Origin of the sequence: Hymenobacter aranciens (assembly GCF_030580865.1) — a bacterium.
Lineage (GTDB): Bacteria > Bacteroidota > Bacteroidia > Cytophagales > Hymenobacteraceae > Hymenobacter > Hymenobacter aranciens.
Genome location: NZ_JAUQSY010000002.1, coordinates 346509 through 371226, shown reverse-complemented (window position 1 = coordinate 371226; position 24718 = coordinate 346509). Strand labels below are relative to the sequence as shown.

12 protein-coding genes are annotated in these 24718 nt (G+C 68.1%); 5 read left to right on the top strand and 7 right to left on the bottom strand.

Going from position 1 to position 24718, the window contains the following annotated elements:
* The first annotated feature begins 97 nt into the window (after positions 1-97).
* Positions 98-5221 carry a LamG-like jellyroll fold domain-containing protein gene (locus tag Q5H93_RS03755; protein WP_305005149.1) on the top strand — a complete coding sequence of 1708 codons (5124 nt, stop codon included), beginning with the start codon at positions 98-100 and terminating at the stop codon, positions 5219-5221.
* Between the two features lie 120 nt (positions 5222-5341).
* On the top strand, positions 5342-7105 hold the full coding sequence (locus Q5H93_RS03750) for a T9SS type A sorting domain-containing protein (RefSeq protein WP_305005148.1): 1764 nt from the start codon (positions 5342-5344) through the stop codon (positions 7103-7105).
* 87 nt (positions 7106-7192) lie between these two features.
* Here the strand turns inward: Q5H93_RS03750 and Q5H93_RS03745 are convergent, their stop codons facing one another.
* The 3 genes from Q5H93_RS03745 to Q5H93_RS03735 all read right to left on the bottom strand — a co-directional run bounded on the left by Q5H93_RS03745 (position 7193) and on the right by Q5H93_RS03735 (position 9802).
* Positions 7193-7681, bottom strand: coding sequence for a hypothetical protein (locus Q5H93_RS03745; protein ID WP_305005147.1), 489 nt, complete (start codon positions 7679-7681; stop codon positions 7193-7195).
* 2 nt (positions 7682-7683) lie between these two features.
* Complete coding sequence (locus tag Q5H93_RS03740) at positions 7684-9042, bottom strand: AAA family ATPase (protein ID WP_305005146.1); 1359 nt, start codon at positions 9040-9042, stop codon at positions 7684-7686.
* Between the two features lie 82 nt (positions 9043-9124).
* Positions 9125-9802: a hypothetical protein gene (locus tag Q5H93_RS03735; RefSeq protein ID WP_305005145.1), complete on the bottom strand. Its 678-nt coding sequence runs from the start codon at positions 9800-9802 to the stop codon at positions 9125-9127.
* Positions 9803-10350: 548 nt separating this feature from the next.
* Between Q5H93_RS03735 and Q5H93_RS03730 the strand changes: the two genes are divergently transcribed.
* Positions 10351-12570 (top strand): DUF8693 domain-containing protein, encoded by a 2220-nt coding sequence (locus Q5H93_RS03730; RefSeq protein WP_305005144.1) that lies wholly within the window; start codon positions 10351-10353, stop codon positions 12568-12570.
* A gap of 128 nt (positions 12571-12698) precedes the next feature.
* On the opposite strand, the gene Q5H93_RS03725 is transcribed toward Q5H93_RS03730, so the two are convergent.
* On the bottom strand, positions 12699-13166 hold the full coding sequence (locus Q5H93_RS03725) for a hypothetical protein (protein WP_305005143.1): 468 nt from the start codon (positions 13164-13166) through the stop codon (positions 12699-12701).
* On the bottom strand, positions 13148-14167 hold the full coding sequence (locus tag Q5H93_RS03720) for an endo-1,4-beta-xylanase (protein ID WP_305005142.1): 1020 nt from the start codon (positions 14165-14167) through the stop codon (positions 13148-13150). The genes Q5H93_RS03725 and Q5H93_RS03720 overlap by 19 nt, the downstream gene beginning before the upstream one ends.
* Positions 14168-14326: 159 nt before the next feature.
* Between Q5H93_RS03720 and Q5H93_RS03715 the strand changes: the two genes are divergently transcribed.
* The gene (locus tag Q5H93_RS03715; protein ID WP_305005141.1) at positions 14327-14974 is read left to right on the top strand and encodes a response regulator; all 648 of its coding nucleotides are present in this window, start codon (positions 14327-14329) and stop codon (positions 14972-14974) included.
* Between the two features lie 248 nt (positions 14975-15222).
* Here the strand turns inward: Q5H93_RS03715 and Q5H93_RS03710 are convergent, their stop codons facing one another.
* Positions 15223-17481 (bottom strand): pectate lyase family protein, encoded by a 2259-nt coding sequence (locus Q5H93_RS03710; RefSeq protein WP_305005140.1) that lies wholly within the window; start codon positions 17479-17481, stop codon positions 15223-15225.
* 309 nt (positions 17482-17790) lie between these two features.
* Here Q5H93_RS03710 and Q5H93_RS03705 point away from each other — a divergent pair, with 309 nt between their 5' ends.
* Positions 17791-22314, top strand: a complete 4524-nt coding sequence (locus Q5H93_RS03705; protein ID WP_305005139.1) for a beta strand repeat-containing protein — start codon at positions 17791-17793, stop codon at positions 22312-22314.
* A 154-nt stretch (positions 22315-22468) separates the two neighbouring features.
* Here the strand turns inward: Q5H93_RS03705 and Q5H93_RS03700 are convergent, their stop codons facing one another.
* On the bottom strand, positions 22469-24616 hold the full coding sequence (locus tag Q5H93_RS03700; RefSeq protein WP_305005138.1) for a DUF8693 domain-containing protein: 2148 nt from the start codon (positions 24614-24616) through the stop codon (positions 22469-22471).
* Positions 24617-24718 lie beyond the last annotated feature (102 nt).

The window sequence follows — 24718 nt, the reverse complement described above, 5'->3', positions numbered from 1 at the left end:
GGGCCGGTAGCTTTGTATCGGGTTGAAATATGTAAATGCCGCTGAAAAAGGCAGCTTATGTATTAGCACCCGCCAACCACTCTCCACCACCCCGAGTATGACAAACTTCTTCCCCCGTATCCTGCAGCTGCTGGCTTTATTAGGACTGTTGCTGGCGGCCCGCTTCGCCAGCGCCCAAGGGCCCGGCAACGCCCTGGCTTTTGATGGTATCGACGACTACGTGAGGATAATGGTACCCTCCGACCACGACCTCACCACGGAGTTCTGGCTGAACACCACCCAGACCGGCGGCGGCGGGGCGGGCTCGCAGTGGTACGCGGGCCAGGGCATTGTCGATGCGACGATGGGCGGCCGGAGCGGCAGCACCAACGACTTTGGCATTTCGCTGGTGGGCAGCAAGGTGGCCTTTGGCATTGGCAACCCCGAAGTAACCATTCAGTCGACCACGGCCGTGAACGACGGGCGCTGGCACCACGTGGCCGTGACGCGGTCCATGAGCTCGGGGGCCATGCGGCTGTACGTGGATGGGCAGCTGGAAGCGGCGGGCACGGGCGGCACCGGGCGGCGCAACGACCCGTATTACCTCGCCATCGGCGGCCTGGCCAACCAGCTATACCAGTACCCCAACTACAACCTGTACCCCTATAACCTTTTCCGGGGCCGGCTCGATGAGCTGCGCTTCTTCTACCGGGAGCTCACGGCTGCCGAGGTGACCGCTACCTACAAAACCATTATTCCGGTGCCCCAGGCCACGCCCAACGCCTACCGCTTCATTGGTTACTTCGCCATGGAGCAGGGCTCCACCAGCGGCTACGCGCCGGTAAGTACCGTGGACAGCGGCGACAATACCGCCCTACAGCAGATTACCAATACCAGCGGCGGCTACTTCGGCAACGGCGAATACCTGAGCAACTTCGCCCTGACCAGCGGCAACACTACCTCCAACTTCGTGGAAAGCTACGCCCTGGTGGTGCCCACGGCCACGGCGGCCACCGGCATCGGCACGGCCGGCTTCACGGCCAACTGGGCGGCCTCGGCCATCGGCACGGCTGATAGCTACGTGCTCGACGTGGCCACCTCGGCCACCTTTGCGGCACCCACGCTGGTGGCCGGCTCGCCCTTCGCCCTGAGCGGCAGCACCACCAGCCAGGCGCTCACGGGCTTGAGCCCGGCCACCACCTACTACTACCGCGTGCGGGCCGAAAAAGCCTCGCTGAGCCCGCAGGGCCAGGGCGCTTACAGCAACCTGATGGCCACCACCACCGCCGGCCCCTCGGCCTACTCGCCGCCCGGCAATGCACTGGCCTTCGACGGCACGGATGACTACGTGGCCGGCGCCAGCTCGCAGCTGCCGCAGGGCAACGCTGCCCGCACCCTCGAAGCCTGGGTGCAGACCACCAGCACCACCGCCGTCATCTGCAACTACGGCACGGCCACCACCAACCAGCGCGCGGGCCTGATGGTCAGCAGCGGCCGGCTGTACTACGTGGGCGAATTCAATGACTTCCCAACCTCGAAAGCCATCAACGACGGGCGCTGGCACCACGTGGCGGCCACCTACGACGGCACCACCCTGCGGCTGTACGTGGATGGCACCATTGTCGGCACCAACCTGCAGCCGGCCTTCAATACCACCGGGTTCGGCTGGCGGCTGGGCAGCCGCATTCTGGCCGACAATAGCGTGGGCGAGCAACTCAACGGCCGTCTCGACGAGGTGCGCGTGTACAACACGGCCCTGACCGAGGAGCAGGTGCAGGCCGATATGACCAGCACCAGCCCCGCCGTGCCGGGTAGCCTGGTGGCTTACTACAACTGCGACCAGGGCACGCCCGGCGGCGCCAACGTGGGCTTCACCACCCTGCCCGACCAGTCAGCCAGCGCGGCCCTCGGCATCCTTACTAATTTCAACCTGGGCAACGGCAACACTACCTCGAACTACGTGAGCAGCTACGCAATGGTGGTGCCCCGGGCCGGGGGTGCCGTTCTCAACACCACGGGCTTCACGGTCCAGTGGACGGCCCCGCTCATTAACGGCGCTGCCATCCCCAGCCTGGTGGATGGCTACGTGCTCGACGTGTCGGCGAGCCCCGCGTTTGCGTCGGCGGTGGCGGGCTCGCCCTTCACCATCAGCGGCTACACTACTACCAGCCAGGTGGTATCGGGCCTGCCGAGCGGCACGGACTACTACGTTCGGGTGCGGGCTACCAACGCCAGCCTGGGGCAGGGGGCCAACTCGAACGTGATGGCCTTGCACACCATCGGCACCGAGGCCCGGCTGACTAACCTGGTGCCCTCGACTGGTGTGCTGGGACCGGTGCTGACGACGGGCATCACCAGCTACACCGTGTATGTGCCGGCCGGCACCAGCACGTTCACCCTCACGCCTATCGCCAGCAACAACTACGCCTCTGTCGTGGTGGATGGTACGCGGGTGTACGCTGGCTCGCCCACGGCGGCGCTGCCGGTGGGCGGCACCGTCAGCATCGTGGTACGGTCGGAAGACCAGCAAGCCACGACTACCTACACCGTGCAGTCGGTGGTGGCGCCGGGCTACTTCCGCAGCGCGGCCAGCGGCTCCTGGGGCAGCCCGGCCACCTGGGAAAGCTCCTCCGACAACCTGAGCTGGGCCCCGGCCCCCGTGGCCCCGGCCTACCAGTTTGGGCCCACGGCCACGGTGCGCGGCGGCCACACCGTGACGGTGGCCGCCGCCGAAAGCCTGAAAACCGTGACCATCGAGAGCGGCGGCATCCTGAACACGGTGGCCGGCCAGCTGCTGACCATCCCCGCCGGCGCCGGCGTGACGGTGGCGGCGGGCGGCGTGCTGTCCATCGGCCAGCTGAGCGGGGCCGACGGCGTGTCGGGCACCAGCAGCAACCTGGGCACGCTTACCCTGGCCGGCACCCTGGCCGTGAATGGTACGCTGGTACTCAACCTGGGGGCGGCGGCCAACACGCCGGTCAGCCGGGGTATCAACACGACGACGACCACCATCGGCCCCGGCGGCCGGCTGGTGTACTACGCCACGGCCGCGAACATTGCCCTGCCCGCGCCCACCTGGCAGGCGGGCTCGACGCTGGAGCTGGCCGGGGGCATCACCAATCAGAGCTTCAGTACGACGGGCACCACGGCCACGTACTCTAACGTGGATATCAACCTGAGCACCCTGCCAGTCGGCACCCTCACGGTGGGTACGCCATCGGTGTGGGCGGCCACGGCCGTGGCCACCATTACCGGCACGCTGCGCGTGGTGAGCACCGGCCTGGGCACGCTGCGCCTGTTCAATGTGCCCAGTGCGACCGCCAGCACGCTCACGCTGGGCGCGGCCGACGGCAGCGGCGGCTACGTGCAGCAGGCCGGCACCAAAGTAGTGGGCAGCTTTGGCAGCATCAGCACCATCACTAGCACGGTGGTGAACGTGCGGGGCAGCTTCCAGCTCAACGGGGGCACCTTCGCGGCGGCCCAGGCGGCGAATACCAATACCAATACCTTACGCCCGAACCCCCTGGCCGTGGCCGGCGACTTCGTGGTGGCCAGCGGGGCCACGTTCCACCTGCTGTCGGGGGCTACGGGCCCCACCTTGGCCTACACCGTGGGCACCGTCACGCTCAGCGGCAACTTCAGCAACGCCGGCACCGTGAGCACCGGCAACACCAGCGCCACCAGCACCGGCCAGAAGCTGAGCTTCGCCCAGGCCGGCGGGCAAACTTTCCTGAACACCGGCACCATCAGCGGGCGGGTGAATGCCCTGGTGGCCGCCGGCGCCACGCTCGATATGGGCACCAGCCTCTTCACCGGCACCGGCACCTTCACCACCACCGGCGGGGCCGTGGTGAGCACCCTGCGCCTGGGCGACCCCGCCGGGGCCACCACCGGCACGGCGGCCGTGGGCAACATTCAAAGCACCGGCACGCGCACCTTTGCGGGGGGCACCAGCTATGTGCTCAGCGGCACCACGCCCCAAACGCTGACCAGTGCCTTCCCGGCGGCCTCCCTCAGCAGCCCCAATGCCCATCTGGTGTTTGATAACCCCGCCGGGGTGACGCTGGGGCTGCCGGTTAACGTAGCCGGGATGTTGCAGCTCAAGCAGGGCATCGTAACCAGCACGGCGACCAACCTGCTCACTCTGGGCATCAGCACGGCGTATGAGGGCTGGCTCGACGCGACGCCCGGCAACACCGGCCGCGTGGCCGGCCCGTTCCGGTGCTGGCTGAGCACCGCTAACGGCCCCCGCGAGTTTCCCCTGGTGCTGGGCAGCCTGGACCGCCCGGCCCGAATCGACTACACCACCGCGCCCACCACGGGCGGCACCCTCACGGCCGAATTTGTGGCCGAAGCCGCCGGCGACCAGGGCCTGCCCCTCACCGAGGGCAGCCTCACCGTGCACAAGGCGGCCCCCGGGGGCTTCTGGCGCTTCATCGCCGCCAATGGCCTGGCGGGCGGCAGCTACACGGCCACGTTCACCTTCACCGGGATGCAGGGCGTGAGCAGCTACGCCGAAACCCTGCTACTCAAGCGCCCCGACGCCGCCTCGCCCTGGGCCCTGCTGGGCACCCCGGTAGCCACCACCGGCTCCAACACCGCCCCCGTACTCAGCCGCGCCGGCCTCACCGGCTTCTCCGATTTCACCATCGGCTACAACGAAGCCCCGCTGCCGGTGGAGCTAACCGGCTTCACGGCCGAGGCTGAGGGCCGCGCCGCCCGCCTGCGCTGGGCCACGGCTAGTGAGAAGAACAGCGCCCGCTTTGAGATTGAGCGCAGCCTGGACGGCAAGCGCTTCGAGAAAATAGGAGAGGAGCAGGCCCAGGGCAGCACCGCCCGCGCCACGGCCTACACCTTTTTAGCCCCTCATACCCCCATGCCCTCCGACCCGCATACCCGCTACTACCGCCTGCGGCAGGTGGACCTTGATGGCACGGCCAGCTACTCGCCGGTGCGGGCGGTTCAACTCACCACTTCACCACTCCACCGCCTCACCGTGGCCCCCAACCCCTTCCGCGACCAGCTGAGGCTGACCCTGGACGCGCCGACGGCCTTGAGCGGGGCCACGCTCCGCCTCACCGATGCCACCGGCCGCGTGCAGCTGCAGCGTGAAGTAGCCGCCCCCGCCGGGACCTCGCAGCTGGCGCTGCCGAACCTGGCGGCCCTCGCGCCCGGCCTGTATGTGCTGCACCTGGCGGTGCCGGGGCAGCCCGTGCAGCGGCTGAAAGTGGTGAAGGAATAACCCACTCCCGGCGCTGCCGAAACCACAAGGCGCACCATCCCCAGCCGCGGGGATGGTGCGCCTTGTGGTTTCTGCCCGACCTTTGTATCAGCCAGCACGCTTACCTGGCTTTCCTGATTTATGCTGCGTATTTCCAGCCTTTGCGGCACCCTGAGTTTGGTGCTGCTGGCCACCCTGGGCCCGGCCCAAACCCCCACCTGGCAGTGGGGCCTGCAAACCACCAACCCGACCCCTACCGACAACTCGCGGATACAGCCCAATGCCTTGGCTACCGATGCGGCCGGCAACGTGTACGTGGGTGGCGAGTACGAGCCCGGCAGCGGGGCGCCCCTGCGGCGCGACTTTGGCAGCGCCGGCAGCGTGGGCCCCGCTGCCGGGGGCTACGTGGCGCAGGCCACGCCCGCCGGGCAGTGGGCCTGGCTCACGCCCATCAGCAGCACGCCGCTGGGGGGCGGTGCCGGGTACGATGCCGACGTGACCGGCCTGGCCGCGACCCCGGCCGGCGAGGTGTACGTGAGTGGCTATGCGCGCGGGGGCAGCGTCGTCATCGGTGGGCAAAGCCAGCCGCTGGGCAGCGGGGGGGAGGGGCTGTTTGTGGCTCGGCTCAGCAGCACGGGGCAGTGCCAGTGGCTGCGCACCGTGCCGGCCCGCAGCACCCGCCCGGCCCTGGCCCTCGACCCCAGCACGGGGGGCGTAGTGCTGGCCGGCACCTATAACGACGCGCTGAGCTTTGGCAGTACCGTGCTGCCCCCGGCCGGGGCGTGGAACGAGCAAAACCTCTACGTGGCCCGCCTGAGCGCAGCCGGGCAGTGGCTGGCGGCGGCCGCCGCCACCAGCACCACCGACTTTTTCCCCTCCCTGGAGGTGGCCGTGGGGCCGGCCGGGCAGGTGGCGGTGCTGGGTAGCCACAGCGCCGGCGAGCTGGCATTTGGTCCGCTGCGGCTGACGGCCCCGGCTGGCGCCAACGAGTCCTGGCTGGTGGCCCAGCTGGGCCCCACCAACCAATGGGACTGGGCCCTGGACGACCCCGGCCACGCCACCAGCGCGGTCATCGGCGGCGCCTACACCGCCGGCGGCGAGCTGTGGGTGAGCGGCCGGGGCAAGGCCGGCACCGGGCTGGGCAGCACCACGCTGGCCCCACCGGCCGGCCTGGGCGGCAACAGCCTTGCGGGCTTCCTGGCGCGGCTGTCGGGCACGGGGCAGTGGCAGGCCGTGCACCTGCTGCAGCCTACCACACCGAGCACGGCAGCGCTGCTGGAGCCGCGGCTTGATGCAACTGGCAACGTGGTGGTGCTGGGCGTGGTGGGTGGCCGCCCGGCGGCCGTGCAGGCCAGCCTGGGGAGCTATACGGTGGCCTGTCCGGCCGGCGAGCTGCAGGTGTTTGTGGCGCAGCTCGACCTGGCCGGGCGGTGGCACGCGCCCACGCTGATGCCGCGCCCGGCCCGCGCCCTGAGCTTCGGCCTGATGGGCGGGACCCTCGATGGCCAGGCCAACTACTACCTGACGGGCAGCCTGCGCGGCAGCCTCACCGTGGGGGGCAGCACCTTGCAGTGGAGCCCGGGCGGCGCCACCTCCTACGCCACCGGCGGCGACGTGGTATTGGCCAAGCTGGCCAATGTGACGACCCTGCCCGCCCGCGCGGCCGCCCCGGCCCCGGCGCTGGCGGTGCTGCCCAGCCCGGCCCACGGCCGGGCGGTGCTGCGCCTGCCCACGCCAGCCGCCACGGCCCGCCCGCTGGCCGTGCTCGATGCCCTGGGCCGCCCGGTGCGCGCCCTCACGGTGCCCGCCCAGGCCACCGAAGTACCCCTCGACCTGACGGGCCTGGCCCCCGGCCTCTACCTGCTGCGGGCCGGCGCGGCCACCGGGCGGCTGGTGGTGGAGTAGCCGGTTATTAAGCATGAAAAAGCCCCGCTGCCAGGCTGGCAGCGGGGCTTTTTACGTCGAAGACAACGTCAAAGCGCTGGCAGGTGCTTAGCCCGCTAGGGAGCCGGTGGGCTGACGGTCGTAGCTGCTTAGGTGGTGGTCAAGCGACCAGATGCGGACCCGGGCGTTAGGCGTCTTGCCGCACAGGTCTTCGAAGGTTTTGATAATAGAGAGGTCGCCCAAACCTACGCCCATTGTGGCGCGGTCAGGAAACTCGGCCAGCCAGCCGCGCATCTGGCTGAGGCCGGGTAGCTCGGTCGGCGTCCAAGGCGCTTGGCCGTCGAAGGCCTGTTGCACACGTTTGACGAAGCGTAGAGCCGCTTTCCGGCGCTCGGTGCCGTTGCCGTTCTGAGCAATGTGGTTGCCGGTTTCGTAGATGGTGGCCGCTGGCAGCAGCAGGTTGGTGATGATGCCGGGTCGCACTATCAGTGCTTCCAGCTCGGCTAGTGTGGCGGCGTGTTCGGCCGCCGTGCATTTATGCTCTACCCGCAGAATGCGACAGAACACGCTGGTGTCGATAAGCAGAACCTCGTGCATGACTATTCTCCCTGCTTAACGGGTTCAATGGCATCTTCCTCTTCATCGTCGAGCTGCAACTGCCGGAGCCATTCCTGGGCTTGTTCGGCCTTTTGCTCGGGCGTGCGCTGGTTTTTGAGGTAGCGGTCGAGCAGGCCCTGGGTCATGAGCTGGCCGAGGGGGCCGCGGGCTACCAGGTCGGGGTAGTCGGTGAGGTCGGCCAGGCGCACGAGGCGGCTGTCGCCCTGCTCGGGGTCGCGGTAGCAGCACACCACGTCGGGCACCGATTCTTTGGGCAGGGTGTCGAGCAGGGCGGGGTTGTGGCTGGTGAGTAGCACCCGCAGGCTATTCTTTTTGGAGGCGGCCAGGATGTTGGCCAGCAGCTCGCGGGCCCGGCTGGGGTGCACACCGTTGTCGATTTCCTCCACCACCACCAGCCCGCCGGTGGGGGCCGAGAGCAGGGCCGCCGCAATGGCCAGCACCCGCAGGGTGCCATCGGAGAGGAGCGGGGCCTCGCGGTCGGTGGTTTGCCCGCCGAAGGTTTCGGTGAGCTGCACCATCACTTCCTGCCGGGGGCCTACCAGAAACTTGACGTCGCTGATGCGCTGCTCGGGCAACTCGCCGATGAAGCGCAGCACCTCGGCCTTGCGCTGCTGCGTTTCGCAGATGTCGTAGAGCACGCTGGAGAGGTTGCGCCCGTCGGGCCGCAGCACCTTGTCCACGATGAAGCTGTAGTCCACCATCGCCCGCGGGTTCAGGTCGAGGAAGATGATGTTGCGCAGGGCTTCCTGGAATTCGGTGACGACGGCGGGGATGATTTCTTGGGCTTTTTTAGTTTCGAAGCGAGAAGGGACGTCAAGCTGGGTGAATATAGCTTGGCGGTTGGAGACGGCAAGTGAGGAATGCTTCCTATTAGTAAAGCTGTTGTAGGAAACCTGAACTTGGTGAATATAGGCCTCAACATTAATTCCAGTCTCATACAAAACAGGGCTTTTTGCGTCCCATTCTTCGTTGACTGACTCGAAAATTACTCGGCTATCTACAGGCGCGGCTTGCATCTCCAGTGAGATAGATAAGTAGCGCCACTTAGAGGGCAATGACAAAAACACTGAGAAACCAATCAGAGGAAATTGTGTCGATGTGTTTTGACCATCGTAAGGAATATCTGAAACTTTTCCCCTAATCAATAAGTCGTCCTGCCGAAAATCCTCAAGAATGTCATTTAAGCGTTGTCCTCGTGCCATTCGAGAAAGAAAGCGCAATGCCTCAATGGCATTCGTTTTCCCAGAAGCATTCGCTCCAATGAGTAGAGTCAAAGGTGCTAGAACAAGGTTTGCCTGGTCATAGCTTTTGAAATCCTGAATTACAATTTCATCAATCATTCCTGCCAGCTAAAAAGTAAAACCACTCCACAAAGAAACACCCCCGGCCGCCAGCCGGGGGTGTTTTCATTTCAAACCTGAATTAAAAACTCGTCTTCTGCCACTCCCACTCCCGGAGCACGGCCTCCCAGGTATCGGGGAACTGGGCCTGCACGAGGTGCACCAGCGCCCGCAGGGCCTTGGTAGTCTGCTCGTCCTGCGGGGCGCTGGTGCCCACGGCCTCGGCGCGGCTGGCGTCGGTTTTGCTGGCATCGGTGTTGGCCGTGTCGAGGGCATTGAGCAGGGGCTGCCAGATGGCGGTGCCGGTGTCGGGGTCGTCGGCGAAGCCGTACTTGGTGAGGGCGGGCAGGAGCTTGGTCTGTAGATTCTTCACCAGCACGTCGTGGTCGACGGGCAGTATCCAGTTGGGGCCCGATTTCACCAGCCCGAACGTGGGGTAATATGCCTCGTAGTCGTCCTTGAATTTCTTTTTGATGACGCCGCGCAGCTCGGACAAAGGCTGGCGCATGCCCGCCACGGCCTTCTCAATGGCGCGGGTGTGGATGGGGCGCCCGGTGGCCAGGGTGCTTTTGCTATCGATGGCCGACTGGTGCGTGGTGGCGTGGGTGAGCAGCTGGGCGTTGGGAAACCAGCGCAGCTCCAGCTTCTCGGCTACGAGGTGCGGGTGCGCCAGTAGCAGCTGGGCGGCGCGGCCAGCTTCGGTGGGAGCAATCCAGCCGAGGTGGTTGCTGGGGTCGGGGGTGGGATTTTGGGGTTCCATGCAACAAGTGAAATGAAAAAGGTGAAGGTGAAGCAAAGCAGGGCAGGGCAGGGCGGAGGCCGCGGACGTCATAGGGGCCCGGTCGGGGCCCCGGCTGCGTACCTATGGCGTCATATGCTGACAGAATGACTCCGGTTTGGGCGCCTACGGCGTCATATACTGACAGAATGACTCCGTTTTGGAGGCATATGACGTCATAGGTACTCGTGTGGGAGAGTAGTTGGGTCCATGTGATTTCAGGGCGCCAAGTAAGCAAAATAAATTGACCCCTGCAAGCCCCACGGCCGCGCTTCGGCGGCGCTAGTGGCCGCCGGGCCTTGCGGTTAGGTCCCGGCGCGGGCGGCATGCTAGTCCCTCATGCTAGCATCAACATGCGATACCGCCGCGTGGGCCCGGCGCGGACCTTTGTGCCGCAGTTCGGCCCCGCCCAATATGACAGATTCCTGCTATGGCGCCGCCTGGGGCGGGGCCGGACCTTTGTGCCGCGGTGCCGCCCGGGTGGGCGGGCCGGGTAGTTGTTTCTCACTTATTCCTTTTCAAAACCCCTTATGAAACACCTCTCTTTTCTTTTAGGTAGCTGCCTGCTGCTGCTGCTGGGCGTGCGCCCGGCCTGGGCCATGCGCCCGCTGCAGGGCACCGTGATTGCGCCCGTGACCGTGGCCAACGGCCAGACCGTGACCCTGACCCAGGGCAGCGTGCGGTCGGTGCCCTCGCCCATAGCGGGTGGCCCTTCCACCGACTACGCCGACTACTACCGCTCGCTGACGGTGGAAGACGGCGGCCGGGCCATTGTCAACACCACGCAGTACATCCAGACGGTGCTCGTGCACAGCGGCGGCACCCTGGAGGTGGGCGCGAACGGCAGAATCCTGGCGCCGCCCACCATCACCAGCCCCGCCGCCTCGGTCACGCTGGAGCCCGGCGCCCGCCTGGAGCTGAAAGGCAGCGTTCCCTTCAACTTCGATAGCCCATCCATTACCCCCGCGCAGGACGGCTATTTTAGCTACGACATCAGCCCGGAGGTGCATTACCTGCTCAACGGCACCGGTACGGCCAACCCGCAGTTCTTCAGCGTCGACGACACCATCAGCGCCAACGGCTCCCGCCAGCCCCACACCCCGCGCCGCATGGCCACCTTCACCCTCAACAACCCCCAGGGGGCGCTGTTCTACAACGGCAGCAGCGTGAGCCAGGAGCTGCACCTCCTCAACGGTCGCCTGGTGAAGCAAATCGACACGCTCAACGCCCGCCTCACGCTGCTCTCCGACAATATGGGCACGGCCATCTACGAGGCCGGCCCCCTGCAGGCCACCACGGGCACCTACGCCGGCAACGCCGTGCTGCCCATCGTGCAGCAGCGCTACGTGCTGAGCGGCTACATCTCCGGCCCCGGCTACCGCCACCTCAGCCCCTCGCTGGGCGCGTCCACCGTGGCCAGCTTCACGGCCCGGCAGGGCGGCTTCCAGCCCACCGTGAACCCGGCGTACAACACCACCGGCAACTCCGTGACGCCTTTCCCCACGGTATTCGGCTACCAGCAGAGCCGCGTGGGCGCCACCGGCGTGCCCGGGGCGGCCGGCAGCTTCGACCAGGGCTGGGTGTCGCCGGCCAGCACCACCGAGGCCCTCACGATGGGCCGCGGCTATGCCGTGCACCTGGAGGCCGGCAACGTACTTGAGTTTGGCGGCGCGCCCGTCAACACCGACTTCACCGTGAATGCCCTTGGCCGCGGCCCCGCCGCCGATGCCGGCTGGCACCTGCTGGGCAACCCCTTCGGCACCGACGTGGACCTGGACCTGGTGAGCAGCACTGGCATGGACGGCACGGTGTACGTGTTCTACACCACCGGCCCCTACGCCGGCATCTACGGCAGCTACCTGCGCCCCAGCACCCCCGGCGGCACCGGCATCGGCCTCAACGGCGGCTACGACCGCCTGCCCATTGCCCAGGGCTTCTTCGTGCGGGCCTCGGCCGGCACCACGGCCGGCAGCTTCACGTTCCCGCTGGCCTCGCGCCGCCTCGCCTACGAGCCCGACGCGGCGCGCCCCGCCACCAACCCGCGCCCCCACCTGCAGCTCAGCCTGCACAACGCCGCCCAGGACCTCACCCACGAAACCCTGGTGTACTTCGACGCCGCCGCCACCCCGGCGTATGACGGTGCCTACGATGCCGCCTACCTGCCCGGCCCCGGTCAGCCCCTGGCCCTGCGCACCGAAGTAGCCGGCCAGGCCTACGCCATCAACGGCCAGCCCCTGCTCACGGGCGCCGATGTGCTGCTGCCCCTGCACCTGAGCGCCACCGCCGCCGGCGCCTACACCCTCAACGTAGACGACCTGGCCAACCTGCCCGCCGCCTACCACGCCTACCTGCAGGATGCCCTCACCGGCACCTACACCGACCTGGCCACTACCCCCGCCGTGGCCCTCACGCTGGCCGCCAACGCCGACCTGGCCGGCCGCTACGCCCTGCTCTTCACCACCCAAAGCCGCGTGCTGGCCACCGCCCCCACAGCCCTCGCCGCCCTGGTGAGCCTCTACCCCAACCCCGCCCACGGCACGGCCACGCTGCTGCTGCCCCAGGCCCTGCGCGGCACGTCAGCTACCGCAGTTGATATCCTCAACCCCCTGGGCCAGGTGGTGCGCCGCGCCACCCAGCCCGCCACCGCCGCCACCCTGGAGCTGTCGCTCGACGGCCTGGCCGCCGGCCTCTACACCGTGCGGGCGCACACCGCCGCCGGCACCGTGAGCCGCCGCCTCACGGTCGAATAAACAGCTGCCGGGCGGGCCGGCCCCTCTCATCTGGAGAGCCGGGAGCACGGCCGGCCGCCCGGTTTTTCTTTTCTGCAACTCAAGGGAAGCCCCCGGCCGCGTTGGTCGGGGGCTTTTTGCTGAGGGAGCTAGTCGCGCCGCCGAAAGCTGTAGCTCAGGCCCAGCAGCGTGCGCAGGGTGCCGCCGTCGAAGGAGGTATTGACGTAGGGCGCCAGCTCGAACACCACCTGCACCCGGCGGTTGGCGGCCAGGGGCTTGAGGCGGGTGCCCAGCGTGAGCAGGTAGCCGTTGAGCAGCGGCAGCTCGTTGACGGCGGCGGCCGGGTTGGTGTTCACGCCCAGGCCGAGGTAGGCATTCACGGTTTCGGCGCGGTGCAGGTTCACCAGGCCGTGCAGCTCCACGTTCACGTTCGAGATAAACGTGTTGGTTTCCACGTTCAGCCCCGCCCACAGGCGGCGCTCGGGGTTCGAGGCCACGCCCAACACCGACTGAAACGGGAAGTACGTGACGGCCACCTGCGCCGCCGCCGGGCGGGGCAGGGCCAGCAGGGCCGCCAGCAGCAGGCCGGCGGCAGAAGTTATCGGGCGAGGGCGCAAAAGGCGGGCTTGGGTTGGTAAGAATCGTCGAACAGCAGGGGGTACTCGTCGCGGTGGGCGTAGCTGCGCAGCCAGGAGTCGCCGTCGCCCAGCCCCCAGAAGGTGAGGCCGTGCTGCTGGGCCGCCGGCAGCTCGCGGTAGCAGCGCACCACGAAGGCCAGCTTGTCGGCTTGGCGCTGGAGCAGGGCGGCGTCGGGCGGGCCGGTCTGGCCCAGCGGGTGCACGGCCACGTCGATTTCGGACAAATGCAGCAGCAGGCCGGTGCCCTGGGCCTCGCGCAGGGCCGCGGCCAGCTGGGTGTTGTCGGGGTGGGCTACTGAGATGTGCAGCTGCAAGCCCAGGCCATGCACGGGCACGCCGCGCTGGCGCATGGTGCGCAGCCAGCCCAGCACCGCCCGCCGCTTGGCCGGGTTCGATTCCAGGTCGTAGTCGTTGTAGAACAACTTGGCGTCCGGGTCGGCCTCGTGGGCGTAGCGGTAGGCTTTTTCGAGGTAGGCCGCCCCCAGGTGCTGGCTCCAGATGGTGGCCCGCAGCCCGCCGTCGGCGTCGAAGGCCTCGTTCACCACGTCCCAGCTGCCCACCCGCCCCCGAAAATGGCGGCAGATGGTTTGGATGTGCTCACGCAGCAGGGCATCCCAGTCGGCGGGGCTGCCCGCGAAGTGCTCCATCCAGCCCGGCAGCTGCTGGTGCCACACCAGGGCGTGGCCGTGCAGCCGCTGCCCGTGGGCCTGGCAGAAGGTAGCCAGCGCGTCGGCCTCGGCCCAGGCGTACTGATTGGGGGCCGGGTGCAGGTAGCTGGGCTTGAAGATGTTTTCCGGCGTGATGCTGTTGAAGTGCCGGGTGGTCAGGCGCTGGTAATCGCCGGGGGTGTACAGCCAGGCCGGGTTCACCGCCACGCCGATGGGGAAAGGGTAGGCCGCGTGCAGCGCCGCCGCCCCGTCGCAGGGCGCGGGCGGGGCAGGGCGGCAGGCGGGCAAGCCCAGCACCAGCCCGCCAAGCAAAAGGCAGCAGCGTCGAAACAAGAACAAAACGGCCGGCGAACGGCAACCGGCCGCTGCAAAGAACGGCACTGGCCGCCGGTTCGCGCCGCCGGCCCGCCGCCCCAAAATGACGCAAATGCGCTATTCCCCCGCCCGCCCGGCGCCGCTACCTTTGTCCCGATGTCAACTCTACCCATTCCCTTCGCCCTCATCGAGGACCACCCCGACCTGCGGGCAGCCATGAGCGAGTACCTCTGTGCCCAACCCGAGTTCCGCTGCGTGCTGATTGCCGAGTCGGTCGAGGACTTTCTGGCGGCCCTGCCCGGGCTGCCTGAGCCGCCCACCCTCGTGCTGAGTGACATCGAGCTGCCCGGCCGCACCGGCATCGAGGGCGTGCGCATCATCCGGCAGCGCCTGCCCGAGGCCCAGGTGCTCATGCTGAGCGTGTACACCGACGCGGCCCGGGTGGTGGAAGCCATCGCGGCCGGGGCCGTGGGCTACCTCGTCAAGAGTACGCCGCTGCCCCAGCTCAAGGAAGGGCTGCTGCAGGTGGCGGCCGGCGGCTCGCCGATGAGCCCGGCCGTGGCGCGGCACATCATCGAGTGCTTCCGCCCGACCCAGGCGGCCGGCAACGGCGCCGAGGCCCTCACGGTCCGCGAGCAGGAGGTGGTGCACTGGGTGGAGCAGGGCCTGAGTGCCAAGCTCATTGCGACGAAGCTTTTTATCAGCGTCGATACGGTGCGCAACCACATCCGGGCCATCTACCGCAAGCTGGAGGTGAACTCGAAAGGCGAGCTGCTGGCGCTGACGATGCGGCGGCGGAACTAGAGGCTGTGGAGAGTAATAGAACGGAAACTCCCCTCCTTGGAAAGGAGGGGATGTGAGGCGCGAAGAGCGCCGAACGGGGGTGGTTCGCCCGTCCGCGCCGATAGAAAAAGTAAAAAGGCCGAGACAGAAATTCTGCCTCGGCCCTTTGGCATTCAGTCGTTCTGGTTTCGTTCAACGAATCAACCACCCCCGTTCGCTGCTCAGCGCAGCTCACATCCCCTCCTTTCCAAGGAGGGGAGTTTTCGTTCTTATTGCTTGAGCAGGCGGCTCGTGCGCAGGTAGCCGTTCTCATCCCGCACCGTGATGAGGTACAGACCGGGCTGGAGGCTTTTCAGGTCTACGGGCTGGTTGGTGAGGCCCGTTTTCACGAGGCTGCCCGCCACGGTGTAGAGCGAAAACGCCCGCGTGCTGGGCCAGCCCACCGTCACGGCATCGGCCGCCGGATTGGGGTACACGGTGAGGGCCGGCCGCGCGGCCTGGCTGCGCGTGGCCAGCACGTAGGCCGTGCTCATGTAATAGAGGTTGGCGGTGGAGCCTTTGGTAATCTGGTGGGCGCCGGCTGCGATGGACATCGTGAGGCGGCCCGCACTGACGGTCTGGTTGACGTTGTCCACCTTCACCGTGCCGTTGAACGTGTCGTTGAATACCAGCGTGAGCGTGGCGGCACCGGTGGCCGTGAAGGCAATGTTGGTGGCCGACTCCAGCTTCAGGCACTGCGTCAGACTCAGGCCGCCGTAGCTGACCGTGCCCTGCGACGTGGAGAGGTTGCCGCTGATGGTGTAGAACGTGCTGGTGGTGCCCGAGGCGGTGAAGTTGTGCACCATGCCGCCGGCCGGTGTGCCGGTGCCGCCGCCCCCGGGGTTGCCGGGGTTGGTGGCGCCGCCGCCCTGCACCGCCACCAGGCCGGTGGCGTAGCCTACCAGCGCCTGCTGCAAGGGCACATTCACCGCCGACGAGGCATCATCGACGGCGTTGTTGAAGGTCCACTGGAAGTCGCCGCCCTTCACGCGGCCCGCGTACAGCATTGCATTGTCGCGGCCAGCCGTCGGGCTGTCGGGCGTGTAGGGGTACATCACGGCCGCGTTGGTGTCGAAGTTATTGTAGACGTTGCTGCCGTAGGCCGAGCGCACGGTGTTGGGCACCACCTCGGTGCGGGTGCTCACCACGTAGGCATCGAAGTCGCGGGTCGGGTTGGGGTAGCCGGCCGCGCCGTAGGGCACGAAGCGCGTCTGGCCCACCATGTAGTTATCGAAGGCTTTGATGGTGCCGCCGTCCTCGTTGGAGAAGATGGGCATCGTGTTGTAGTTGTTGGTCTGCGTGGCCGGGTTAAACACGTCCGTGCCCTGCATGGAGGTCAGCATCGGGTACTTGCAGTTGCGGAAGTAGTTGCCTTCCATGAACACCGAGGAGCCCTCCGTCGAGCCGGAGCCGTACTTGGAGTTGCCGTCGTAGTAGTTGTTGTACACGTGGGCCGAGTAGAACCGCACCCGCGGGTGGCGCGAATCGGAGTGGTCGTACCAGTTGTGGTGGTAGGTGATATAGAGGCCCGGGGTGTTGGCGGTTTCGCTCAGGCCCAGTAGGTTGCACTTGCCCGAATCCCAGAAGTGGTTGTAGGAGAACGTCACGTAGGCCGAGCGTTTGCAGTCCAGCGCGCCGTCGCCCTTCGCCTGGTCGGCGGCACTGCCGGCCCTGCCGTAGAAGAAATCGACGTTGTGCACCCAGACGTGGTCGTTGTCCTGCTGCAGGCCAATGTTGTCGCCTTCGTCGCTGTCGCAGTTCATCGTGCCGATGTTGCGGATTTCCACGTTGGAAGCATTCTTCACCCGGATGCCCCAGCCATCGGCCACGGCGTCGTTGCCCACGCCTTCGAGGGTGATGGCGCTGGTAGCCAGGTTGTCGTTTTCGATAACCAGGTCGCCGCCCAGCAGGTAGCTCGGGTCGGTAATCTGGCCCACCAGGCGAATGAGCAGCGGCCGCGCATCCCGGCCCTTCTTAAAGCCGTCGAGGATGGTTTGCAAGCCCACGCAGGGGTTGACGGTGGCCCCGGTCACGTTGAGCGATACCGTGTTCTTGGTGTTCTGCGTGATGTAGAGTATCACGGCCCCGCTTTTCACGGTGCCGTTGAGGTTGTAGGCGCCCGGTATCCGGCCGCCCTGGAAGGCAAACCCGGTGCGGTCCTGCGGCAGCACGGTGAGGGAGTTGGTGACCGTGGGGGTACCTTCGACGCCGCCCACCACGGGCGCCACGCTGAGCGTGTAGGTGCCCGGGGCCAGGCCCGGCACATCGGCCCGGTAGAAGGTGCCGTAGTTGCGGATGAGCTGGTCGTCGATGCGCTGGTTGACGAGGCCGCCGCCGCTGTAGTACACGTTGTAGCTCTGGGCCGCGGCAATGGGCTGCCAGCGCACGTAGGCGGACTCCTGCCAGCCGGTTTGTTCGACGATGGTGAGGGCCTGGGCGCGCAGGGCCAGCGGCGACAGGGTTAGAAGTAAGGCAAGCAACCGCTTCATAGGCTGAGACATTTTGGGTGGGTAATGACAGGATGGCAATAATTCGCACAAACCTAGCGCAGTAGCAGCAGGAAACGAGCATGTAGCCCGCCGGAGCCCCGACTAAAGTTATGCAAACGATGCCGGTAACGATGCCAGCGCGGCCGCCGAACGAAACGCCCGGGCCAGTGGCGGCTCCTCATTGTGCCGGGCACCGGGCTGCCTCTGGAAAAATGACGCATTTGTGTCATGGCGCGGGGTGGCTGGGGCACCGACCTTTGCATCCCGAATGGCCGACCTTCCGGCCGCCCCCTTCCTTTCCTTCCCAGTATGACAACTACTGCTACTTCCCGCCGGCTGCCGCTGCTGCTGGCCCTGCTGCTGCCGGGCGCCTACCAGGCCCTGGCCCAGACGACGCCCGGCGTGGGCATCGGCACCACCGTCCCCGACGTGTCGGCGGCCCTCGACATTGTGAGCTCTGATAAGGGCCTGTTGCTGCCCCGCGTGGCCGATGCTACCTCCATTGCCACGCCGGCCACCGGCCTGCTCGTGTTCCAGACAGGGGGCACGCCCGGCTTCTATTACAATGCCGGCACGCCGGCCGCCCCCAACTGGCAGCAGATTGCCACGGCGGCGGGCGCGGCCCTCACGGCCACCAACGGCCTGACCAAAACCGGCGCGGCCATCGGGCTGGGCGGCACCCTGACCCAGGCCACCACCATTGCCACCGCGGGTTTCGACCTGGGCCTGACCGGCACGGGCCGGCTGGGCGTGGGCACCAGCAGCCCGGCCACCACGCTCGACGTGCGCACGACCGACGGCTCGGCCCGTATCACAGTGGGCACCACCGCCAACACGGGCGGCGGCATTGCCTTCGGCAATACCGGCCACGGCATTCAGCGCGGCTTCCCCACGCTCGACGCCGACAACAACGTGGGCTTCTACACCACGGCCGGCAACCTGTACCTGTCGGGCAACAGCAACCGCACCGACCAGTTTGTGCTCACCAACGGTGGCAGCGTGGGCATCGGTACCGGCACGCCCACGGCCCGGCAGGAAACCGTGGGCGACCTGCGCGTGACCTACGCCGGCAGCGGGGCGGGCACGGTGGGCACCGCGACGGCGGTGAACGTCCTGGGCACCGGCATGGCCAATCTGGGGCAGTCGTTTACGCTCAACACGGCCACCACCATCACCAGTGTGACGCTGCGCGCCAGCAACACGTATGCCACGACGCTCACCCTCTACACGGGGGCCGGCAACGCGGGCACTGCCCTGACGGCCGCCCTGCCGATATCCTTCACGGCCGGCAGCCCGGCCACCGTGACCTTGCCGACGCCGCTGGCGGTGGGCGCGGGGGTGTACACGCTCGTGCTGGCCACCGGCAACGGGGTGTCAACTCATAACGGCAACGTGTACAACGGGGGCACCGTGTACGTCGGCACCAGTGCGCAACCGCACCTCGACCTGGAGTTCACCGTGGCCTTCAGCGCGGGGCCGGCCACGGCGCTCTACGCCGGGGCGGGCAGCGTGGGCGTGAACACCGGCGCCCCCACTGCCACCCTCGACGTGAACGGCAGCACCCGCCTGCGCGGCCTGACCACGCCCGGCGTGGTGACCACCGATGCCCAGGGCAACCTGGGCAGCGCGGCGGCCCCCAGCGGCACCGACTTCATCCAGAACCAGACGGCCGCTGACCAGACTGGCGGCTTCCGCGTGAGCGGCACCGGCACGGCCGACCGGCTGGCGGCCACCAGCACCGTGTTTGTGGACGCCGCCAACGCCAACACCGGCACCTTCACCGGTAGCAGCCCGCTTAAGGGGGTGGTGTTTGGCAGCGCCGGCAGCGGCGAGGGCATCGGGGCCAACCGCGCGGGCGGCCCCAATGGCTTCGGCGTAGACATCTACACCAACTTCACGCCCCGCCTCTCGGTGGCCAATAGCGGCAACGTGGGCATTGGCACCAGCAGCCCCAGCCAGAAGCTGGACGTGAACGGCAGCGCCAACGTGACGGGCAACGGCTACGTGGGCGGCCAGCTGGGCGTGGGCACCACCAGCCCCGGTGGGCAGCTGGCCAACACCAGCGTCAACACCTTTGGCTCGTATATCCACGGCGGCGGGGGCAGCTCGCTGAACTGGGCCGCCAACCAGGCGGGCTACGTGGCGCAGTTCTACAACGGCGGCACGGGCGCTGCCAGCCACGGCGTGGTGGTGAAGATTGACGGCAGCGACGCTGGGGCCTTCGCCCTCGACGTGAGCAAGGGGGCCCAGAACACCCCCGGCACCTCGCTGCTGGCCGTGAAGGCTACCGGCCGCGTGGGCATTGGCACCACCAACCCGCAGGGCACCCTCGACGTGGCCAGCGGCACCGTGCGCCTGCCCGGCGGCGGCGGCAACGACACCTGGTTTAACTACTCCGACGGCAAGAACTACCTGCGCGGCACCACGGTGATGGGCGAGGGCGGCAGCAGCGTGGGCATCGGCACCAGCAGCCCCACCGCCACCCTCGACGTGGCCGGCAGCACCCGCCTGCGGGGCCTGGCCACGGCGGGCCTGGTGGTAACCGACGCCAACGGCAACCTGAGCAGCAGCACCAGCCTGCCCGCCGGCGTAACCGGCGACAACCTCGGCAACCACACCGCTACCCAGGCCCTGAACCTGCAAGGCAATGCCCTCACCGGCAGCGGCAGCAGCATTGCGGGCGTGGGCCTGGGCGTGCGGGCCGACGGCGGGCTGAACATCGGGCAGAACACCTCCGACAACATATTCCTGGGCTACCTGGCCGGGGCGGCCACCACGCCCGGCGGCGGGCTGACCGGCACCCGCAACACCCTGACGGGCGTGCGCAGCGGGCGCGACAACACCACGGGCGGGGCCAACACCTTTACCGGCTACGAGAGCGGCCGCGAAAACGAGACGGGCAGCTTCAACGTGTTCCTGGGCTACCAGAGTGGGGTGGTGAATACCAGCGGCTCCAACAACGCCTTCACCGGCAACCAGAGCGGCTTCGTCAACACCAGCGGCAGCGGCAACACCTTTACGGGCACGCAAAGCGGCCGGGGCACCACCACGGGCAACAACAACACCTTCGTGGGCCTCCAGGCGGGGCGCTACAACGACACGGGCAGCAGCAACACGGCCCTGGGTGCCGGTAGCGGCCCGGCCACCGGCAGCGATGCCCTCACCAACACCACCGCCGTGGGGGCCAATGCCGTGGTAACCGCCAGCAACTCGGTGGTGCTGGGCAACAACGCCAACGTGGGCATCGGCACCAGCGCCCCCACCGAGAAGCTGGAGGTGGCCGGCGGCATCAAGTTCACGGGCGCGGGCAGCGTGCTCACCTTCCCCGACGGCAGCACCCAGGCCATTGCTGCCACCGGCACCAGCTTCATCCAGAACCAGACCAGCACCAACCAGGCCGGCGGCTTCCGCATCAGCGGCGACGCCCTGGTGGGCGGCAACGTGGGCATCGGCACCCCCACGCCCGGCGCCCGGCTCGACGTGAATGGCTCCATCTGGAGCCGCAGCACCGTGCGCGTGGATGCCAACGACACCAACAACGGCGGCCTGAGCACCAACGCGGCCCTGTATTTCGGCAACGGCTCCTCGGCCTCGTTTGAGGGCATTGCCAGCAAGCGCACCAGCGGCGGCAACCAGTATGGGCTGGACTTCTACACGGCCAACACCAACCGCCTGGCCATTAGCAACACCGGGGCCGTGAGCCTCGGCTCGCTGGTGGGCACCGGCACGCGCCTGGTGACGGCCGACGCCAGCGGCATCCTGAGCACCACGGCCGCCCCCAGCGGCACCGACTTCATCCAGAACCAGACCACCCCGCAGGCCAACAGCAACTTCAACGTGGCGGGCACCGGCACGGTGGGCGGGCTGCTCACGGCCACCGGCGGGGCCACGGTGGCGGGCGCTACCAACATCAACACCACCGGCACGGCGGGCACCAACATTGGCACCGGCGCCACCAGCGGCACCGTGAGCATCGGGCGCGTGGGCGGCGACACCTTCCTGTATGGCCCGGTGACGGTGGCCGGCAACACGAATATCAACACCGGCACCGGGGCGGCCACCACCAGCATCGGCACCGGCACGGGCAGCGGGGCGGTGAGCATCGGGCGCAGCGGGGGCAGCACCGGCATCAGCGGCAGCACCACCGTGACGGGCACCACGGCGGTGAACACCAGCGGCACGGCCGCCACCAGCATCGGCAACAGCACCGGGGCCCTGACCCTGACCGGCCCGACGACCGTGACGGGCACCGTGGGCATCACCGGGGCCACCACCATCACGGGCCCGGCCACGGTGAGCGGCAACGTGGGCATCGGCACCACGGCGCCGGCGGCCAAGCTGGAGGTGGTGGGCGACGTGCGCATTCCGGCCGCCAACAGCTACACCTACGCCGCGGCCCGCCCCAAGTCGCTCATGCTGGGCGGCTTCGACTTCAAGGCCGAGAACGGCACCGTTGGTACTGCCATCGACGGCAGCACCGATGAATTCTACCCCACCAACGGCACCACCCCGGCGTTCCGGGCGCCGGTGCACCTGCCGCAGGGCGCCGTCATCACCAGCATCACGCTGCTGGGCTACGACTTTGTGACCCCCAACCTGACGGCGGACCTGATTACATACACGGCCACCAGCAGTGCCAATCGTACGACGCTAACCACGGCGGCTAGCAGCGGCACCCCAGGCTATACCTCCGTAAATTCGGCCACCATTGCCACCACCGTCGACAACGACAACAACACCTACTCGGTGCGCGTGAGCTTCGGGGCCGTGAATACCAACGGCCTCACCCTGCGCGGGGTGCGGGTGAACTATACTATTAATAAGGTAGAATAGTAAGAGCGGGGCCGGCGGCCCACCGCCGTTCTACACGCAAACAGCCGTGCTCCCGGGGGGGGGCACGGCTGTTTTGCTGGGGGGCAGGGGCCGCAAAAAGCCGCCCCCGGGGCAGGGGGCGGCTGATGCAAGGGGGCAGCGGCGGCCGGGGCGGCTACTGCACCGTGAGGCGGCGCGCCACGGTGCCGCCGGCGGCCTGGGCCTGCACGGTGTAGGTGCCGGGGGCCAGGCCCGTGAGGGGCAGGGTGAACTCGGCGGCAGCGGCGGGCTGGGTGGCGGTGGCTACCACGCGGCCCAGGGCGTCGAGCACGCGCACGGTGGTGGGCTGGCCGGCGCGCAGGGCGGCGGGCAGGCGCAGGGTAGCGGTGCCGCTGGCGGGGTTGGGGTAGAGGCTGGCCAGGGCGGCCAGGGCGGCGGGAGCGCTGGCCAGGGGCGCGGCGGCGCTGCTGAACAGCAGGCTGTAGCGGCCGGCTACCGGCTGGCCGGCGGGCAGGGCCACGCCGATGGTGCTGGTGGCCGTAAGCTCCTGGCGGGTGCCGGCGGTGGCATCGAGCAGGTAGGCGCGGGTGCCGGCGGGCAGGTGGGCCAGGGCGGCCACCTGCAGCTGGTAGAGGCCGGCGGCGGTGGCGCTCAGGCGCAGGGGCACGGTCACATCGGTAGTGCCGAGGGCGGGCAGGCCGTTGGTGCTGTATTGCTGGCCGGCCAGCTCGGTGCTGAGGCTCAGGGGCTGGCCGGGGCCGGGCAGGAAGGGGCTGTCGAAGTCGTTGTCGAGGCCGGCGGTGGCGGCGGGGTCGAAGTACACCAGGGTTTCGTGCTGCTGGGTGGCGGCGGCATCGTGCAGGGTGAGGCGCAGGTAGGGGCGCAGGTCGGCGGTGGAGCGCTGCACGGCGGGGGCGGCGGCAGCATCGACGCTGGTGTAGGCCTGGCTGGGCAGGAAGCTCACCTGCCCGGTGGTGCCCAGGGTGGGGTTATACACGAAGAAGCCCTGGCCCACGGGCACGGTGCGGCTGCCGGTGTTGGCGCCGGTGGGGGCACTGGGCAGGTAGGTGGTGTAGAAGCCGGTGTAGGGGCCGGTGCTCTTGAAGACGTACAGCGTGCGGTTCATGCCGGTAGTGGCGGCGGCCGTCAGGTCCCAGTCGAGGGGGGCGGGGTAGGGGTTGCCCAGCAGGTGGTAGCCCCCGGCGGCGGTGTGGCCCAGGCCGGTGCGGTTGATGGTGGCCGTGGCCAGCGAGCCCGTGAAGCTCATGGTGCCGCCGGCCGGCGTGTGCACGGTGTAGCCCAGGCCCAGCGACAGGAAGTCGCTGAGGGCGTTGGGCGACTCCCAACCCTGGTCGAAGCCCACCGGGCCCACGGCGCCGCCCACCCGGGCCTCGCGGTAGGAGAAGACAGTGGGGAAGCTGGCGGCCGGCACGGCGGCCGGGTTGGTGTTGTAGGCCGGGTTCACGCGGGGCGTGAAGCTGCCGTTGGCGAAGCTGGCCACGGTGGTGCCGCCCAGGGGGGCGCTGAGGTGGCGGTAGCCCACGCCGGCGTTGCGGCTGCCATCGATGTACCGCTGCACGGTGAGGGGGCCGAGGAGGGTGCCGCCGCCCTGGTTTTCGGCCAGGGCCGTGCCGGCGGCGCTGCTCAGCAGCGTGAGCGTGGCACCCGAGCCCAGGGTAAGCTGCCCATTGGTGAGGTGCAGCTCCTGGCTGACGCCGGTGCTGTTGACCAGCGTGAGGCCGGCACTGTTGCTGAGGGTGAGGCGGCCCACCGTGGCGGGCAGAGCCACGCCATTGGCCGAAGCAGCCGCCGTGCCGCCCGAGGGCCGGGGCGCGGGCGCGGCCGTGGTCTGGGCCGTGGTGCCATTGAAGGTGTAGCGCGCGTCCGGGCTGAGGGTGAGGGTATAGGCAGTGCTGGGTATGTTTCCACCAGAGCTATTGGTAAAATAGTCCCCTTGCGCAAAGGGCAGGCCGGCCGGCGTGGCCAGCTGCACAGCAGCACCCGGCTCCAGCGTGATGCTGGGCGTCGGCGGCTCGGAGGCCGTGACGCCGGGCGTGCGCACCTGGCCCAAGCTGCCAAACACGAGGGTGCCGCCAGTGCGTACCAGCAGCTGGCTCACGTACTCGGCGTCGTTGAACACGCCCGTGCCGCCGCTCTGGATTTCGATGTACGAATAGTAGTTGTTATCGGCCGCCACGGCGGCGCCGGTGAAGGTGGTGGTTTGACCGTTGGTCACTACCACGTTACTCAGGGGGGTGAGGGCCCAGGCGGGGCCGGCGCCCAGCAGCAGGGCGGCCAGCAGGCATAAGAAGAGGTGTTTCATGTGAACAGGGGGAGTAGGGAAGTGAATACGGGTACAAAGGTCGGCGCGGGGGCTATGCGGCGGTATCGCATGTTGATGCTAGCCTAGCGCAGCCGGGTGCCT